This is a genomic window from Rubrobacter calidifluminis, assembly GCF_028617075.1.
GTDB lineage: Bacteria > Actinomycetota > Rubrobacteria > Rubrobacterales > Rubrobacteraceae > Rubrobacter_E > Rubrobacter_E calidifluminis.
Genome location: NZ_JAQKGV010000012.1, coordinates 1 through 17,256 on the forward strand (window position 1 = coordinate 1; position 17,256 = coordinate 17,256).

Consider the following 17,256-nt stretch of genomic DNA (forward strand, 5'->3'; position numbering starts at 1 on the left):
GAGGGGGGGCGGTCGGTTCCGGAGGTGGTGCTGTGCGCGGGGTAGTGGTGGCGCTGGGGAATTTCGATGGGGTACATCTCGGGCACAGGGCCGTGATCCGGGCGGCGGCAGAAGAAGGAGCCCGGCTGGGTATACCCGTTTTCGCAGCCACCTTCTGGCCGCATCCGAGGGAGGTGCTCTCACCTGGGGGGGGACCTCCGCTGCTGACCACGCTCGAGCAGAGGAAGGAGCTTCTGCTCGGGTGTGGTGTCGACGAGGTGCGGGTCGTGAAATTCGATTCCGGGATGGCGCGCAAGAGTCCCCGGGAGTTCGTCGAAGAGGTTCTCCTCGGCGAGCTCGGGGCGTGCGTCGTCGTCGTGGGGGAGAACTTCCGGTTCGGGCACCGGGCGGCCGGGAGCACGGAGGATCTGAAGGAGCTCATGCGCAGGAGCGGGGGCCGGGTACGGGTGGTCGGGCTCGAGCGGGGTGATGGGGAGAGGGTGAGTTCGACCAGGATCAGGGAGTTGATCGCACGCGGGGAGGTACGGGAGGCGGCTCGGCTGCTCGGACGGCCGCATGCGGTCAGGGGAGAGGTGAGGGAGGGCGAGAAGCGCGGACGGAAGATAGGATTTCCGACTGCCAACGTGGTCCCCGACGCCCAGGTCGCCGTTCCGGCCCGGGGCGTGTACGCCGGGTTCGTCAGGGTGGAGGGAGAAGAGCACGCCGCCTGCACCAACGTCGGGGTGGCCCCCACCTTCGGCGGCCGGGTCGTACGCGTGGAGGCCCACATCCTGGATTTTCAGGGTGATCTCTACGGCAGAACGGTGGACGTCGCCTTCGACGAGAGGATAAGGTCGGAGAGGCGCTTCTCGGGCGTAAAGGAGCTCAGGGCCCAGATAGCGACCGACGTGCACAAAGCCCGCGAGATACTCCAGGGCAAGACGTTTTGATGCATGTGTTAGCATATGGGGTGTAGAAGATTCGATAGGTTTGAATGTAAGAGAAAGAGACGAAAAGCTTGAGAGGTAGAAGTTGGCGGTAGTCGAGGACAAGCAGAGGATCATAGAAGAGTACCGGACGCACGAGGAGGACACCGGATCCCCCGAGGTGCAGGTCGCGATACTGACGCAGCGGATCAACCACCTGACCGAGCATCTGCGCACCCACAAGCACGACTATCACTCACGCCAGGGTCTACTGAAGATGGTCGGTAAAAGGCGCCGGCTTTTGAACTACCTGGCGAGGAACGACATCGAGCGTTACAGGTCGCTGATCAGCAGGCTCGGCCTACGGCGGTAGAGGCCCCTTACAGACACCGGTAAAGAGGAGAATAAGTGAATATGCGTCTAGAGATACCGGTCGGCGACAGGACGCTGGTGCTCGAGACCGGCAGGCTCGCCCGTCAGGCCGGCGGCGCGGTGACGGCCAGGCTGGGGGACACCATGGTTCTCTCGACCGCCACCCGCTCCAGGGAGCCGAGGGCCGGGGTGAGTTTCCTGCCACTCTCGGTCGACATAGAGGAGAGGATGTCCTCCGCGGGGAAGATCCCCGGAGGGTTCATAAAGCGTGAGGGGAGGCCCTCGGAGAAGGCCATCCTCACCGCCAGGCTCACGGACCGGCCGCTGAGGCCCCTCTTCCCGAAGGGGTACAACTACGAGGTCCAGGTCATAAGCACCGTACTAGCTGCGGACCAGATAACGCCGTACGACACGGTGAGCATGGTCGGGGCTTCGGCCGCTCTCGCGATATCCGACATCCCGCTCGAGCAGGTAATAGGGGCTGTCAGGGTCGGGAGGAGCCTCGATGGTGAGTTCATCCTCAACCCCACCTACCAGCAGATCGCGGAGAGCGACCTCGACCTGGTGGTCGCGGGCACGCGCGAGGCCATAACGATGGTCGAGGCCGGGGCCAACGAGGTCACCGAGGACGTCATCGTCGAGGCCATGCTCTTCGCCCAGGAGGCGATCCGCGCTCAGGCCGAGGCCATAGAGAACTTCGCCCGCGAGGTCGGAAAACCCAAGCAAGAGTTCGAGGCGCCGGAGGAGAACCCCTTCGTCGCCGAGCTGCGGGAGTGGTACCTCGATCGGATCAAAGACTCCATCGTCACCACCGACCGCCGGGCGCGCAACGAGGCGCTGGACGAACTGGTCGAGGAGCTCATCGAGGGCAAAGAGGAAGAGGAGGCCCAGAAGATAGCCGAGGCCGTCCACGAGCTCGAGAAGGAGGCCTTCAGGAAGCTCTACCTCGAGGATCGCAAGCGCACCGACCTCAGGGCGTTCGACGAGATAAGGCCGACCACGGCCGAGATAGGGGTCCTTCCCAGGGTGCACGGGACGGGGCTCTTCACCCGGGGGGAGACGCAGGTCCTCTCCTCGCTCGCGCTGGCCGATCTCGGGTACGTGCAGCGGCTCGACACCCTGGAGCCGCAGACGACCAAGCGCTACATGCACCACTACAGCTTCCCGCCCTACTGTACCGGCGAGACCGGCAGGCTCGGGGCGCCCAGGCGGCGTGAGATCGGACACGGTGCCCTCGCGGAGAGGGCGCTTCTGCCGGTGATCCCCTCCGAAGAGGAGTTCCCGTACGCGATCAGGATAATCTCCGACGTGCTCGAGTCCAACGGCTCCTCCTCGATGGCGAGCGTCTGCGGTTCGACGCTCTCGCTGATGGACGGCGGCGTCCCGATAAAGGCACCGGTGGCCGGGGTAGCGATGGGTCTGGTGAAGGAGGGCGACGACTACGTCATCCTCACGGACATCCAGGGGCTCGAGGATCACCTGGGGGACATGGACTTCAAGGTCGCCGGCACCCGCGACGGGGTGACCGCGCTGCAGATGGACATGAAGATCACCGGCGTCTCGGCCGAACTTCTCAGGGAGGCGCTCGAGCAGGCGAAGAAGGGGCGGCTGGAGATCCTGGACATCATCCAGCGGACCATACCCGAGCCGCGGCCGGAGGTCTCCGAGTACGCGCCGCGGGTCGAGAAGATCGAGATACCGACGGACAAGATAGGCCTCGTCATCGGACCCGGCGGGAAGGTCGTCAACGCGCTGCAGGACGAGTACGGGGTTTCGATCTCGATCGAGGACAATGGCACGGTGTACGTCGCCGGGCTGGACGGCAGGTCCGTGAAGGGGGCCATCTCGGCCATACGGGGCATGACCAAGGAGGTCGAGGCCGGGGACATCTACACCGGCCGGGTCGTCAAGACGACCAACTTCGGGGCTTTCGTCGAGCTGACGCCCGGGCGGGACGGGCTGGTGCACATCTCGCGGCTCGCGCCGGGCAAGAAGCGCATCGAGAGGGTCGAAGACGTCGTCAACGAGGGGGACATGATCAAGGTGCGGGTGCTAGAGGTGGACAAGCAGAACCGTATCTCCCTCGAGAAGCTAGAGGACTAGCCCGATGCCGGACGAGAACGTACTCGAGAGGGTGCTTCCGGGGGGCGTGAGGGTCTTCAGCGAGCCCCTGGAGGAGGCGCAGAGCATCGCGCTCGGCGTCTGGATCCGGGCCGGCAGCCGCGACGAGCCCGAGGAGGTCGCCGGCATAACCCACCTGATGGAGCACATGCTCTTCAAGGGCACCCCCTCGATGGACGCGCTGGGGATAGCCCAGGCCTTCGAGTCGATCGGCGCGCAGGAGAACGCGGCCACCAGCGAGGAGTACACGGTCCTCTACGCCCGCTTTTTGCCGGAGCACCTCGAGCGGGCGCTCGAGATCGTGAGCGAGATGGTCAGGGAACCGACCTTCGCCGACCTCGAGCGCGAGCGGGAGGTGATAGTCGAGGAGATCAAGATGTACGAGGACCGGCCGGACCAGATGGCCGACGAGTACCTCTCGTCGCTGATCTTCCACGGCGATCCGCTGGGCAGGCCGGTGATAGGCTCTGTCGAGACGGTGCGTGGGGTCGACCTCGACACCATCCGAACCTTCCACGAGCGCACGTACACCGCGCCGAACATCTTCGTCGTGGGGGCGGGCAGGCTCGATCCGGACCGCTTCGCGGCGCTGGTCGAGGGACGTCTGGGGGATCTTCCTCAGGGGACGCCCTTCAAGAGGGAGGCGCGGCCGGGCAGGCCCGAGAGCCGTTTCTTCTACCGGCACAAGAAGACCGAGCAGTACCACGTGGCGCTCGGGGCCAGGGGCGTTCCGGCCTCGAGCGAGGACCGCTACGCGATGGCGGCGCTCTCGAACGTGCTCGGGGGCGGGATGTCCAGCCGGCTCTTCCAGGAGGTCAGGGAGAAGCGCGGGCTGGCCTACGCCGTCTACGCCTACCACCACGGCTACTCGGACACCGGAGCGATGCGGATATACGTCGGATCGACGACGAAGAACGTCCGGGAGGCGGTCAGGGTGATCGCTCACGAGATCGCCCGCATACAGGAGGAGCCCGTTCCGGAGGACGAGCTCGAGAGGACGCGCCAGCAGCTCAAGAGCTCGACGCTTCTGGCGCTCGAGAGCACCCCGGCGCGGATGAACCGCATCGGGCGCAGCGTCATCACGGGCACCGAGCTCCTCTCGCCGGAGGAGATAGCCTCGCGCATAGAGGCTGTGACCGCGGATGACGTGCAGCGTCTGGCGAGGGAGTATCTGGATCTCGAGAAGATATATCTTGCGGCCGTCGGGCCGGAGGAGACCGATCTGGGTGAGTATCTGCAACCGGAGGGCGTGAGGAGAGGATGATCCACACCCTGCGGGGACGAAGAAAAGGAGGAGGTAGTACGAGCTGCTAGACGAAAAGACGTTGCAGGTCATCCCCCTGGGAGGACTGGGGGAGATCGGCAAGAACATGACCGCCGTCCGGGGCGGCAGCGGCATCCTCGTCGTGGATGCCGGCATGGCGTTCCCGGACGAGGAGATGCCCGGCATAGACCTGGTGTTGCCGGATTTCACTTATCTCAGGCAGCATTCCGGTGAGATTCGGGCGGTGATCCTCACCCACGGGCACGAGGACCACGTCGGCTCGCTCCCTTATCTGCTGCGAGAGTTCGGCGTCCCGGTCTTCGCCACCAAGCTCACGCTCGGGCTCGTCAGGAGCAAGCTGCAGGAGTTCGGGATAAAGCGGGCCGACCTGCGCGAGGTCTCCGCCGGGGAGCGCGTCTCGCTGGGCGGGTTCGAGGTCGAGTTCGTAAACGTCAACCACTCCATCCCGGACGCTGTGGCCGTCGCGATACGCACGGGGGCCGGGCTCATCGTCTTCTCCGGCGACTACAAGATAGACCTCACCCCGATAGAGGGTGAACCCACGGACCTCGGGCGGCTCGCCGCGCTCGGCGAGGAGGGGGTGCTCGCCTACTTCGGGGACTCGACCAACAGCGAGCGTCCCGGTTACACGCCGTCGGAGAAGGTCGTGGGCGAGACCCTCGAGGAGGTCTTCGAGAAAGCTACCGGGAGGATCATAGTCGCCTCGTTCGCCTCGCACATCCACCGCATCCAGCAGGTGGTCGAGGCGGCGAAAGAACACGAGCGGCTCGTCGCCGTCACCGGGCGGTCGATGGTACGCAACGTGCAGATAGCGCGCGATCTGGGGTACCTCGATCTCCCAGCGGAGATGATGGTCGACCAGCGGGAGATAGCTCGCATCCCCGACTCGGACCTGGTGGTTCTGACCACAGGCTCCCAGGGGGAGCCGATGGCCGCCCTCTCGCGCATCGCGAACGGGACCCACCGCACCATAGAGGCGGGTCGGGGGGATACGGTGGTCATTGCCGCGCACCCCATTCCGGGCAACGAGCGGAGCGTCTCCAACACGATCAACAACCTCATGAGGCGGGGTGTCGAGGTGCTCTACAGCCCTCTGGAGCAGGTACATGTCTCCGGGCACGCCGCCCGGGAGGAACAGAAGATAGTTCTGAACCTCCTGAAGCCGCGCTATCTGGTACCGGTTCACGGAGAGTACAGGCACCTCAGGCATCACGCGAACACGGCGATGAACCTCGGCATTCCCGAGGAGAACATTTTCATCCTGGAGAACGGCGGCCGGCTCGAGTTCCGGGATGGGCTCGCCCGCAGGCTCGAGGATGTCTCCGCGGGGATGTTCCTGGTGGACGGTGGAGGGCTCGCAGACACCGCCGACGGCGTCATGCGCGAGAGACAGCAGCTCTCCGCGGACGGCATGTTCGTCGTGATAGCGCGCATCGACGCCCAGAGCGGCAGGCTTCTGGGAGACCCGGACGTGATCTCGCGCGGGTTCGTCGCGACGCAGAGCTCCAACGGCCTGATGGAAGAGGCCGTAGAGCGGGTGCGCGGCACGCTCCAGGCTACCGCCCGGCGCCACATCACCGACTGGGGGGAGCTGAAGAACGCCATACGCAAGGACCTCTCAAGCTTCCTCTTCGAGCGCACCCGCAAGCGTCCCATGATAATCCCCCTAATAGTTGAGGTGTAGAGCGCCCGTGCACCCCATATGGGGTGCGTATTCCGGCATAAAGAGCTCATAAGTTAAACTAGAAAGGTGGCTTCGAGAGGCCGGACATCCAGGAAAACCTCCAGGCGGGCTGCCGCGGGGCGCAGAAGAAAGGGCAACACCTCCAGGGCCTCCTCGCGACGGCGCTTCCGGGTTGTAGGGCTTGGTCGTCTGGTCTCGTCCGTGCCCCGGGAGGCGCTCGGACTCTTCGTGGCCGGATGTGGGGTCTTTTTTACGGCCGCGTTCGTAACCGGGCGGGGCGCGCTGCTCGGTCACGCCGGGAGCGTGGCCGTAACCTACCTGCTGGGACGGATCGGGTTCCTGCTGGCCCCGCTCGTGGCCGTGGGCGGCATCCTGTGGCTGGCGGGCAGGCTCTCCCGCCGACAGGTGGCTGGCGTGTCGCTGCTCCTCCTGGCCGGGGCGATGACCCTGGCCTGCAAGATCCCTACGTCTGGGCTCTTCGATCCCGGACTGTATCCTCTGTATGGCGGCGTTGCAGGAAGTGGGCTCTACGCCACGGTCTACGGGGTGGGCGGTTTCGTCGGCGTGATCTTCTTCCTGGTCTTGATCTATCTCGCGGGGTTCTGCCTTTTGCTTCCCGGCCTGGCCGGTTCTCTGCCATCCACTATGGCCGGACTCCTCGGGAAGATGAGACAGTGGCACCACCTCCGTCGCAGGTCCGAGCCCGAGAGGCGTAGGAAGGAGGCCCGCCGGGAGGAGGCTGGAGGAGGTGACTCCGGGGGATCCGGCCCGCGATCTGGCGGGGAGGAGGACCGGGTGCGTGAGGATGCCGGTTTCGAGATAGTGCTCCCCGCGCAGAGACGGGAGGCTGCCGGCAGGCTCGAAGAGCTCCCGGAGAGGGTGGAAGGAGATTACACCCCGCCGCCGCTCTCGCTGCTCGAGCCGGGTAGCGGCGAGCCCGAGCACGACGCCGAGGGTACCAGCCGGCGCCTCATGGAGGCTCTTTCCGACCTCGGGGTGGAGGCCCAGGTGATACGCGCGGTGGTCGGCCCCCGGGTCACCCGCTACGAGCTCAGGCTCGGCTCCGGGGTGAAGGTGAGCAAGATCAGCAACCTGCGCCAGGACATAGCCTATGCGCTCGCCGCCACCGAGATCAGGATACTCGCACCAATACCCGGCAAGAGCGCCGTCGGGGTGGAGGTACCGAACCAGCGGCCCGCCACCGTCACGCTCGGGGACGTCTTCCAGGAGTATCCTGGCGCGAACGAGTGGGCGCTGCCGGTGGGGCTCGGCAAGGACATCTCGGGCCGCGCTGTCTTTTTCGACCTCGCCGAGATGCCGCACCTGCTCGTCGCTGGTGCCACCGGCAGCGGGAAGAGCGTGATGCTCAGCGGGCTTCTTACCTCTCTTCTGCTCACGACCGACCCCCGGCAGGTGAAGATGGTGCTCATAGACCCCAAAAGGGTCGAGTTCTCCCAGTTCGCGCGGGTTCCGCACCTGATCACGCCCGTCGTCACCGACGTGAAGAAGGCCTCCAACGCGCTCTCCTGGGCCGTGTCCGAGATGGAGCGCCGCTACGAGATACTCGAGGAGTTCGGCACCCGATCTCTCGACGGTTACAACAGCCGGGCCGAGAAGCAGCTCCCCTACGTCGTGGTGGTGATAGACGAGCTCGCAGACCTCATGATGAGCGCCGCAGCCAAGGTCGAGGACGCGGTCATAAGGCTCGCGCAGAAGGCCCGCGCGGTCGGCATACACCTCGTCGTGGCCACCCAGCGTCCCAGCGTCGACGTGATAACCGGGATGATAAAGTCCAACGTGCCGAGCAGGATAGCCTTCGCCGTCTCCAGCCAGGTCGATTCCCGCGTGATCCTCGACACCCCGGGTGCGGAGGCCCTCCTGGGTCGGGGTGACATGCTCTTCAAGCCCGTCACGGCCCTCAGGCCGTCGCGGGTGCAGGGCGCCTTTATCTCCGAGGCCGAGGTGGAGAGGGTCGTCTCCGCCTGCGCCGAACGCGCCTCCGCCCGCTACATCGAAGAGGTGACCCGGCCCACCGCATCGGAACCGGAGGCTGGTGAGCCGGAGGACGAACTCCTGCCGGAGGCGGCGAACTTCGTCGTGACGACCCGCCAGGCTTCCGTCAGCGCGATCCAGCGCCGCTTCAGGGTGGGTTACTCCAGAGCCGGGCGGATAATAGATGCCCTCGAACGCAAAGGGGTCGTGGGGCCTTATGAGGGCTCGAAGAGTCGCGCCGTCATCGCAGGAGAGACCGACCTCCCGACCATCTTCGGCACGGAGGGGATGGGTGAACCTGAAGCTGATGGAGAGGATGAAGGATGATGGTAACTCGTGTGATATTCTTTGGATGATATGAGCGGACGGGAGCGCGGGTCTTTCGAGGCCAGAGACGGGGTAGGGATAGGTGAGGAGCTCAGGCGGGCGCGGGAGGAGCGCGGCCTGATGCTGGAAGACGTTGAGCGTGCCACCAAGATCCGGCGGCGCTACCTCGAGGGAATCGAGCGGGAAGACTACGGGGTGATGCCGGCCCCGGTTTACGTACGGGGATTCGTGAGGACCTACGCGGATTACCTGGGGCTGGACGGTGAGGAGTATGCCCGGCGGATGCGGGAATACCAGGCCACGCATCTGGAGGAGGGCGTCGAAGAAGAGCGTGTGCTCGGGGGTGAAGATTTCGCGGGAGGGGATTACGGGTCCCCACCGCCGCTGGTTTCTTCCGGGGGGATCAGGGAGGCCGAGAGGAGGCGGCGTTTTTCGGGCTCTTCGATAGCACTTCCCATATTCGCGGTCGTGCTGCTTTTTGTCATCGTGGCGGCCTTCTACTACTTGGGCAGGGTCTACTCGCCGGGAGTCTCGGCGAACAACCATGGTGGAGCAGATAAGGTTCACCCCGCCGCCGGAGAGCGCCAGGTCCAGCATTCTGAGCATGGCAAGGGACATCCTGCCGGCGGTAACCAAAAGACCACCCGTTCGCTCGAAGCCAGGCTGGACGTTTCCGGAGGACCGTCCTGGCTCGAGGTCAGGAGCGACGGAGAGGTGGTCTTCGTCCGGACGGTGGAGCCCGGTTTCTCCAAGACCTTCACCGCGAAGCACGAAATCAGCATAACCAGCGGCAACGCCGGAGCGGTCAGGGTCAGGATAAACGGCCAGAACTATGGCACGCTCGGCGACATGGGAGAGGTCCTCACCCGGACCTTCACCCTCAAACAGGCAGGCTCATCCTAGAGCAGCGTGTTGGGAGGAGAGCCCTCACCCCGTATAATTGTCCTGGCACCAGAATTAGAGAGCCTGAACGAAACTCCGGGGGGTTCCCATATTGGACAAGACGAAAGCGATCGGCGCGGCAGTAGCACAGATAGAGCGCCAGTTTGGCAAGGGGTCGATCATGCGTATGGGGGATCGCGGGCCGCAGCGCATCCCATCCATCTCCACCGGGGCGCTGGCCCTGGACCTCGCGCTCGGAGTCGGCGGTGTGCCGCGGGGGAGGATAGTCGAGATCTTCGGCCCCGAGTCGAGCGGGAAGACCACCCTTGCTCTGCACATCATAGCCGAGGCCCAGAAGGAGGGCGGGCTCGCCGCCTTCGTGGACGCCGAACACGCCCTCGACCCCACCTACGCCGAGGCCATCGGCGTCAACCTGGACGACCTCTACTTCTCCCAGCCGGATAATGGCGAACAGGCCCTGGAGATCGCGGATACCCTGGTCCGCTCCGGGGCGCTCGACGTCCTCGTGGTAGATTCCGTCGCAGCTCTCGTACCTAGGGCTGAGATAGAGGGTGAGATGGGGGACTCCCACGTGGGGCTGCAGGCCCGGTTGATGAGCCAGGCGTTGCGGAAGCTCTCCGGTTCTCTCTCGCGCTCGGGGACGACGGCTGTTTTCATAAACCAGTTGCGGGAGAAGATCGGGGTGATGTTCGGTTCTCCGGAGACCACGCCGGGGGGTAGGGCTTTGAAGTTTTACTCCAGCGTAAGGCTGGACATAAGGCGCATAGGCTCCCTGAAGGACGGCAACGAGACGGTGGGTAGCCAGACACGGGTGAAGATAGTGAAGAACAAGGTTGCGCCGCCCTTCAAGACTGTCGAGTTTGACATCATGTATGGTGAGGGTATCTCCAAGGAGGGGAGCCTGCTCGACGTTGGGATCGAGCAGGGCGTCATACAGAAATCCGGGGCTTGGTTTGCCTATGGTGACGAGCGCCTTGGTCAGGGGAGGGAGAACGCGAGGAAGTTCCTCAAGGAGAACCGCGAGGTGCGTGAGAGGATAATCTCGGACATCTACCGCAAGCTGGGTCTGGAGCGGGACGTCTCCTCCGGAGAGGTCGATGCCGGGGAGCGTGGCACACCGCTGGTTGAGGAATGACCCTTGTCCAGGGTAACCCGGCTCGAGGCTGACCGCGGTAGGGTCAGGGTTCTGGTAGACGGCGAGGAGTGGGGGGAGGTACCGGCCGGTACGCTCTCCAGGTGGGGGATCCGCGAGGGGGATGAAGTCTCTCCGGAGCAGCTCTTCCGTTACGAGCGATCGCTGGCGATGGATCGGGCGCTGCGTTTGCTGTCTGGAAGGGATCGCTCGCGGCTGGAGATTTGCGGCAGGCTGAAACGGTTCGGTCACCACGAGGAGGTGGTAAGGGAGGTCGTCGGGAGGCTCGCGGAGATGGGTTATCTCGACGATGTCTCATTCGCGCGCAGGTTCGCCCGGGAGCGGGTGGGGAAGGGTTACGGGCGGGAGAGGGTGCTCTCCGATCTGCTCCGGCGGGGGGTGGGCCGGGAGCTGGCGGAGGAGGCCGTCCGCCGGGAGTATGAGGGTGTGTCGGATCTTGAGGAGGCCCGCGTTCTCGCTGCACGGCGCTATAATACCGGTGAGAGATCCGACGCCCTCGCGCGTCGGGTTCACGGTTTCCTGAGGCGGCGGGGGTATCAGGCTGAGGTCTGTGTCCTGGTGGCGCGGGAGTATCGCGGCAGCCCCCTCCAGAGATGAGGGCCTCAAGGAGACCACTCTCAGTACAGACGTGGTAGTCAGGACGGCTTTGATCATGGTGACCGCCGCATCCGCGGCGGTCCCTTGGAGGACAATCTATGAACGTGTTAGTGCCGATTTTGGGGCTGGTCATCGGCCTCATGGCGGGCGTCGCCGCGGGATACATCTTCTGGCGCTCGCACGAGCGTTCCCGGCGCGCTCAGGCTCGTTCGGAGGCCGAGGGAATCCTGGAGAGCGCGCGCCGGGAGGCCGAGACCATAAAACGGGAGGCCGCTCTCTCTGCGAAGGAGGCCTCGCTCAGGGTCAAGGACGAGGTCGAAGCCGAGTTGCGGGCCCGGCGGGCCGAGCTCTCACGGCTGGAGGAGCGTCTCAACAGTCGGGATGCCTCACTCGACCGCCGGGAGGAGGAGCTCGATGAGCGCAGGCGTGAGCTTTCGCGGCGCGACGAGGTGCTCGAGAGGAAGCTTGAGGAGATCGAGGAGCGCGAGGCCGAGCAGCTCAGAAGGCTGGAGGAGATCTCGGGCCTGAGCCGTGCCGAGGCGGAGCGTAGACTGCTGAGCGGGCTCGAGGCTGAGCTCGAGGACAGGATGGGCAGGATGGTCCGGGATCGTACGCTCGAGGCCGAAGAGAGGGCCGAGATGGAGGCGCGCAGGATCATCTCGACCACGATGGAGCGGCTGGCTTCCGAGCTGACCTCTGAGTCCACGGTGAAGACGGTGAGCCTGCCTTCGGACGACATGAAGGGTCGGATCATCGGCCGGGAGGGCCGCAATATACGCGCCTTCGAGGCAAATACCGGGGTGGATGTGATAATCGACGACACGCCGGAGACGGTCGTCATCTCGTGTTTCGACCCGGTGAGGCGGGAGGTTGCCCGGGTCGCCATGGAGCGCCTGGTCGAGGACGGCAGGATCCATCCCGGACGGATCGAGCAGGTCGTCGCCCGGGCCCGGAAGGACGTGGAGAAGGAGATGAGAAGCGCCGGCCGGCAGGCGATGTACGACGCGAAGGTGGGGGGCGGGATGCACGGTGATCTCGTGCGGCTCTTGGGGGCCCTGAGGTACCGCACCTCCTACGGTCAGAACGTGCTGGCGCACTCGGTCGAGGTGGCGAACCTCTGCGGTATGATGGCCCAGGAGCTCGGGGCCAACGTGAAGGTGGCGCGCAGGGCCGGCCTGCTGCACGACATCGGGAAGGCTATAGACCACGAGGTCGAGGGTACCCATGCACTCATCGGCGGTCGTTTCGCCAGAAAGTGCGGTGAATCGGAGGAGGTGGTGCGTGCGATCTCCGCGCATCACCACGAGATCGAGATGGAGAGCGTGGAGGACGTCCTCGTGGCCACAGCCGATGCGGTCTCGGCGGCGAGGCCCGGGGCCCGCAGGGAGTCGACCGAGACCTACCTGGAAAGATTGCGCAACCTGGAGGACATCGCGCTCTCCCACCGGGGCGTGGACAAGGCCTACGCCATCCAGGCCGGGCGGGAGATCCGGGTGATGGTCCAGCCCTCAGAGGTGGACGACCGTATAGCCGCCAAGCTTGCCTACGACATCAGCCGTCAGATCGAATCAGAACTGGAATACCCCGGGCAGATCAGGGTGACCGTCATCCGCGAGAGCCGGGTCTCGGAGGTCGCCCACTAAAAAGGGAGGCGGTCGTTGGATTCTCCCTACCGGGATCTCGGCGGCGGGTTCGCCCGGCTCGGCGGTCCGGAGGGCCACCGCCGGGCTCCCTCGCGCATCGACTCGGTCGAGGCCGTCCTGAGAGAGCTCGTGCGCAACGCACGCGACGCGAAAGCCCGAAACGTCTTCGTCGCCTCCACGCTGCGCTCCCGACGCTACAGGACCCTCACCGTCATCGACGACGGTGAGGGGGTGCCGGAATCCTACGCCGATCTCATCTTCGAACCCGGTGTAACCTCCCGCCACCTCGACCCCGTCTCCACCTTCCCCGGAGAACCCCCGCACGGCTCCGGCCTCTCCCTCTACCACATAAGGGAGGCCGCCGTCGAGGCCCGCCTCGTCTCTCCTTCCTCCCCAACCTCTTTCTCCGTAACCCTGGATACCCTCTCCCTGCCGGAACGCTCCCTCCAGTCCGAGAGCAGACCCTCCAGAGCCAACCTCATCGCCACGCTTCGTTCTTTCCTCCTCCATGCGCCCTACCTGCGCCTCCACTACGGTACCCCTTCAGCCATCCTCGCTTCTCTCTTGCAAAACCGCATAATACTAAACAGCAGAGATGGGAAGACCAGCGCGGTACTGGAGGAGGCGTGCTCGATCGGATTGAAGGTCTCCCTACGTACGGTTCAGAGGATCATGAGAGGAGAGATCGACCCTGCGCGCAGGATCTCATGGGAGGAGCCCGGGCGGAGGGGGAGGATAAAAGAGAGAGACGGGGCAGATGCAGAGCTCCGTACCACCACTCTTCCCGAGGTCGCTCTCGATCGGGAGGAGATGGAACGATTGAGGAGCCTGCTCTCTGAGGCGGCCTCTGCCCGCTATGCTAGACTCGAGTCCATCGAGGCGGAGAGCCGGCCGGGTATCCTGACGCTGAAGGCAAGATTCTACGAGCCAGAGGATGAATATGAATAATACCAAGACGAACCCGAAGAACCAGACCCAAACGGCGTGCATAAGGACGTTCGGTTGTCAGATGAACGTCCACGACTCCGACAGGATGCGCCGGATGCTGCTCGAAGCGGGCTACGAAGAGGTCGAGAGGTACGAGGACGCCGACCTCGTGATACTCAACACCTGCTACGTGAGGGAGAACGCGGTGGACAGGGTGAGGGGCCACCTGGGGGAGCTGAACAGGCTCAAGAGGGAAGGTAAAGTAAAGAAGGTGGCGCTAACGGGCTGCATAGGGGCTGCGGAGGAGGGCGGAGAGCTAAAAGAGCAGTACGGGATAGACCTGGTCCTCGGCACCCACAACACCTACGAGCTCGCCAGCTTCATAGGGCTGCCCAACATGGAGGAGACCTTCACGCCCGACCTGCCCGGGATGAGAGGGCAGCACAGCGCTTTCGTCACGATAATGACGGGGTGCAACTACCAGTGCAGCTACTGCATCGTCCCGACGGTGAGGGGTAGGATGATCTGCAGACCGCTGGAGAACGTGCTCGGAGAAGTCGAAGAGCTGGTGGAGAGCGGGACGAAGTACATAACCCTCCTCGGGCAGACGGTGGATGCCTGGAGGCAGAAAGGGCTCAGGTTCTGCGACCTGCTGGAGAGGGTATCAGAGGTGGCGCCGAGGGTATGGTTCACGACCAGTCATCCCTCGAACATGGAGGACAGGACGCTGGAGCTGATCGGCAGGAAGGACAACATAGTGAAGAGACTCCACCTGCCGGTCCAGTCGGGTTCGGATCGGATGTTGAGGATGATGCACAGGGGGTACAAGGCAGAGAGGTACAGGAGGAAGATAGAGGTCTTCAGGGAGAACGTCCCGGACGGCACGCTCTCCACGGACATAATAGTCGGGCACCCGGGAGAGACGGAGGAAGACCATCAGAAGACGCTCGAGCTGGTCGAAGACTGCGGCTTCGACGCAGCCTACATCTTCAAGTTCTCTCCGAGGAGGGGCACGGAGGCCGCAGAGATGCCGGGCAGGGTGCCGGAAGAGGTCGTGCAGAGGAGGTTTCTCGAAGTACTCCGGGCGGTCGAGGGCAACGCGCTCAAGAGGAACAGAGAGAAGATAGGATCGGAAGAAGAGATCTACATCCGGCACCCCAGGGGAGAAGATGGCATTGCGATAGGAGAGACCTGGAGCGGACACGCCGTGCACGTCGAGACCGACGCCTCACCCGGAGAGTACGTGAGGGCGAAAGTGAACTCCGCCGGACCGCACGTACTGTATGCAGAGGAGATCTGAGGGAAGAAAAAAGGCGATAGCCGTATGCGGTCCCACGGCGAGCGGGAAGAGCGACCTCGCGGATCACCTGGCGGGCATGCTCGCCACCAACGCCACGGTCGTGGACTCTATGCAGGTCTACCGGGAGATACCGAACATAACCAACCAGAAACGCCGGAGAGAGGCCAACCTGGTGGGGATAATAAGCGTGAACGAAGAGTGGAACGTGGCGCTGCACAGGGAGGCCGTCCGCAGGATAGAACGAGAGCATCCGCTCTTGGTGCTCGACGCCGGCACGGGTATGTACCTGAACGCCGTGCTGCTCGAGATCCAGCTCTGGCCCAGGGTAGAGGAAGAGCTGAGGGAACGCGCCAGAGCGCTCGCCAGAGGATCCGATAACGAGAGGAGAGAGACCAGAAAGATAGAGCTATCGCTCATCGGGGCGAAGGCCGAAGGCTCGATATGGAAAGGAGACCTCAGGTACGACACGACGCTCGTCTACCTCCGACCCGACAGGGAGATGCTGGACGAGATGATCGAACGCCGCTCGACGAGGATAGCCCGGGAAGGCCTCGAGGAGGCGGAGAAGATATACGACATGGTGAGGGGCGGCGAGCCCGTGAGCGAGCAGGTGATGGGGTCCATAGGGGTTCGGGAGTTGCTCGGGGTGGTGAAGGGTGAGATCTCCCGGGAGGAAGCCCGCCGGAGGATAGCGGCGAGAACGCGCCGGATGGCGAGGAGACAGATACGGTGGTTCGACAAACTGGCCCGGAACCTGTCGGGAGAAGCGGAGGTCCTGGTGGCCGAAAGCGCCTCGGAGATGACGGAAAGGACGGTACCGTGGACGGGGACGTGAGGGCCGTCCTGGTCGGTGCCGGGGAGGACAGATACCTCGAGGAGCTGGCGAGCCTGGCGAGGACGCTCGGGGTGGAGGTGGTCGGTACCCTGGAACAGAGCCGGCGTGACCCCGTCGGATACCTCGGGAGCGGCAAACGAGCGGAGCTGAGGTCTCTTGTCGAGGAGAGCGGCGCGGGGATGGTGATCACGGACGACGAGCTCAGCGCATCACAGGCGAGGGTTCTCGAGAGGGACTGCGGGGCGAGCGTCGTGGACAGGACCGAGCTCATCATAAGGATATTCGAGGCCCACGCGAGGGACCGGGCGAGCAAGCTGGAGGTGGAGCTCGCCGACCTGGAGTACAGGCTCCCCAGGATCAAAGGAAAGAACGAGGCGCTGAGCCGGCTCGGAGGCGGTGTTGGCACGAGGGGACCCGGCGAGCAGCAGCTGGAGTACGACAGGAGGCTCATCCGCAACAGGATGAGAACCATACGCAGCAGGCTCGAGCAGGAACGAAGATCAAGAAGGGTGAGGAGGGAGTCCAGGGAGAGGCTCAGGATACCGGCAGTCTCGCTCGTGGGCTACACGAACGCCGGCAAGACGACGCTGCTGAACGCCCTGAGCTCTTCCGAAGGGTCCACCGCCGACAGGCTCTTCGAGACGCTCGAGACCTCCACCAGGATCGTGCGGGGAACCGACGGGAACCCGGACATCCTGATGACGGACACGGTGGGCTTTATACGCAAGCTCCCGACCCAGCTCGTACACTCCTTCGAGAGCACCCTCGAGGCGGCGGCGGACGCCGACGTGCTCGTCGTCTGCGCCGACGCGTCGAGCCCGTTCCTGGACGAGGAGATAGCGGTCGTGAGAGAGACGCTCTCGGGCCTGGATCCGGCAACAGAGGAGGAAGACATCATCCTGTGCCTCAACAAGATCGACCGCCTGAACCCGCACGAGATCAAAGCACTAAAGACCAGATACCCCTCCGCAACGCTCCTCAGCGCCCTGAGAAACCCCCACGAACTCCTCGACCGGATATACTCCAGGCTCTCCGAGCGCATGGAGCGCCTCGAGCTCCTCATCCCACACTCCGACTACCAGCTAGTCTCAAACCTCTACGAACGGGCGATCGTCCACTCCCAAAAACCCCTCGAAAGAGGAACCCTCCTCGACGTCTCAATCCCAAACCACGCCCTGTCACGCTACGCCCGCTACCGCGTCGCGTGAATTT

General features: G+C 64.4%; 14 protein-coding genes. All 14 read left to right on the forward strand.

The genetic code is table 11. The features are described from left to right. Positions 1 to 929, forward strand: a 929-nt coding sequence (locus PJB24_RS10540; protein WP_273845613.1) for a bifunctional riboflavin kinase/FAD synthetase, incomplete at its 5' end; no start/stop codon positions are given. 82 nt (positions 930 to 1,011) lie between these two features. After that, a complete protein-coding gene (gene rpsO / locus PJB24_RS10545) occupies positions 1,012 to 1,278 on the forward strand; it encodes a 30S ribosomal protein S15 (protein WP_273845616.1) in 267 nt (88 codons plus the stop codon). 41 nt (positions 1,279 to 1,319) lie between these two features. Continuing rightward, positions 1,320 to 3,380 (forward strand): polyribonucleotide nucleotidyltransferase, encoded by a 2,061-nt coding sequence (locus PJB24_RS10550; protein ID WP_273845617.1) that lies wholly within the window; start codon positions 1,320 to 1,322, stop codon positions 3,378 to 3,380. A 4-nt stretch (positions 3,381 to 3,384) separates the two neighbouring features. Beyond that, a complete protein-coding gene (locus PJB24_RS10555; protein WP_273845619.1) occupies positions 3,385 to 4,662 on the forward strand; it encodes a M16 family metallopeptidase in 1,278 nt (425 codons plus the stop codon). A 61-nt stretch (positions 4,663 to 4,723) separates the two neighbouring features. Further along, entirely contained in the window at positions 4,724 to 6,367 is a 1,644-nt protein-coding gene (locus tag PJB24_RS10560) for a ribonuclease J (protein WP_273845622.1), read from the forward strand. Between the two features lie 66 nt (positions 6,368 to 6,433). Next, on the forward strand, positions 6,434 to 8,686 hold the full coding sequence (locus tag PJB24_RS10565) for a DNA translocase FtsK (protein WP_273845624.1): 2,253 nt from the start codon (positions 6,434 to 6,436) through the stop codon (positions 8,684 to 8,686). Positions 8,687 to 8,716: 30 nt separating this feature from the next. Then, positions 8,717 to 9,589: a helix-turn-helix domain-containing protein gene (locus PJB24_RS10570; RefSeq protein WP_273845626.1), complete on the forward strand. Its 873-nt coding sequence runs from the start codon at positions 8,717 to 8,719 to the stop codon at positions 9,587 to 9,589. A gap of 88 nt (positions 9,590 to 9,677) precedes the next feature. After that, entirely contained in the window at positions 9,678 to 10,724 is a 1,047-nt protein-coding gene (gene recA, locus PJB24_RS10575; RefSeq protein WP_420541927.1) for a recombinase RecA, read from the forward strand. Positions 10,725 to 10,727: 3 nt separating this feature from the next. Continuing rightward, entirely contained in the window at positions 10,728 to 11,339 is a 612-nt protein-coding gene (locus PJB24_RS10580) for a regulatory protein RecX (protein ID WP_273845630.1), read from the forward strand. Between the two features lie 98 nt (positions 11,340 to 11,437). Next, positions 11,438 to 12,982 carry a ribonuclease Y gene (gene rny, locus PJB24_RS10585; protein ID WP_273845632.1) on the forward strand — a complete coding sequence of 515 codons (1,545 nt, stop codon included), beginning with the start codon at positions 11,438 to 11,440 and terminating at the stop codon, positions 12,980 to 12,982. Positions 12,983 to 12,997: 15 nt separating this feature from the next. After that, positions 12,998 to 13,930: an ATP-binding protein gene (locus PJB24_RS10590; protein WP_273845634.1), complete on the forward strand. Its 933-nt coding sequence runs from the start codon at positions 12,998 to 13,000 to the stop codon at positions 13,928 to 13,930. Next, on the forward strand, positions 13,923 to 15,209 hold the full coding sequence (gene miaB / locus PJB24_RS10595) for a tRNA (N6-isopentenyl adenosine(37)-C2)-methylthiotransferase MiaB (protein WP_273845636.1): 1,287 nt from the start codon (positions 13,923 to 13,925) through the stop codon (positions 15,207 to 15,209). The genes PJB24_RS10590 and miaB overlap by 8 nt, the downstream gene beginning before the upstream one ends. Further along, entirely contained in the window at positions 15,193 to 16,044 is an 852-nt protein-coding gene (locus tag PJB24_RS10600; RefSeq protein ID WP_273845638.1) for a hypothetical protein, read from the forward strand. The genes miaB and PJB24_RS10600 overlap by 17 nt, the downstream gene beginning before the upstream one ends. Next, positions 16,029 to 17,252: a GTPase HflX gene (hflX, locus tag PJB24_RS10605; protein WP_273845640.1), complete on the forward strand. Its 1,224-nt coding sequence runs from the start codon at positions 16,029 to 16,031 to the stop codon at positions 17,250 to 17,252. The genes PJB24_RS10600 and hflX overlap by 16 nt, the downstream gene beginning before the upstream one ends. Positions 17,253 to 17,256 lie beyond the last annotated feature (4 nt).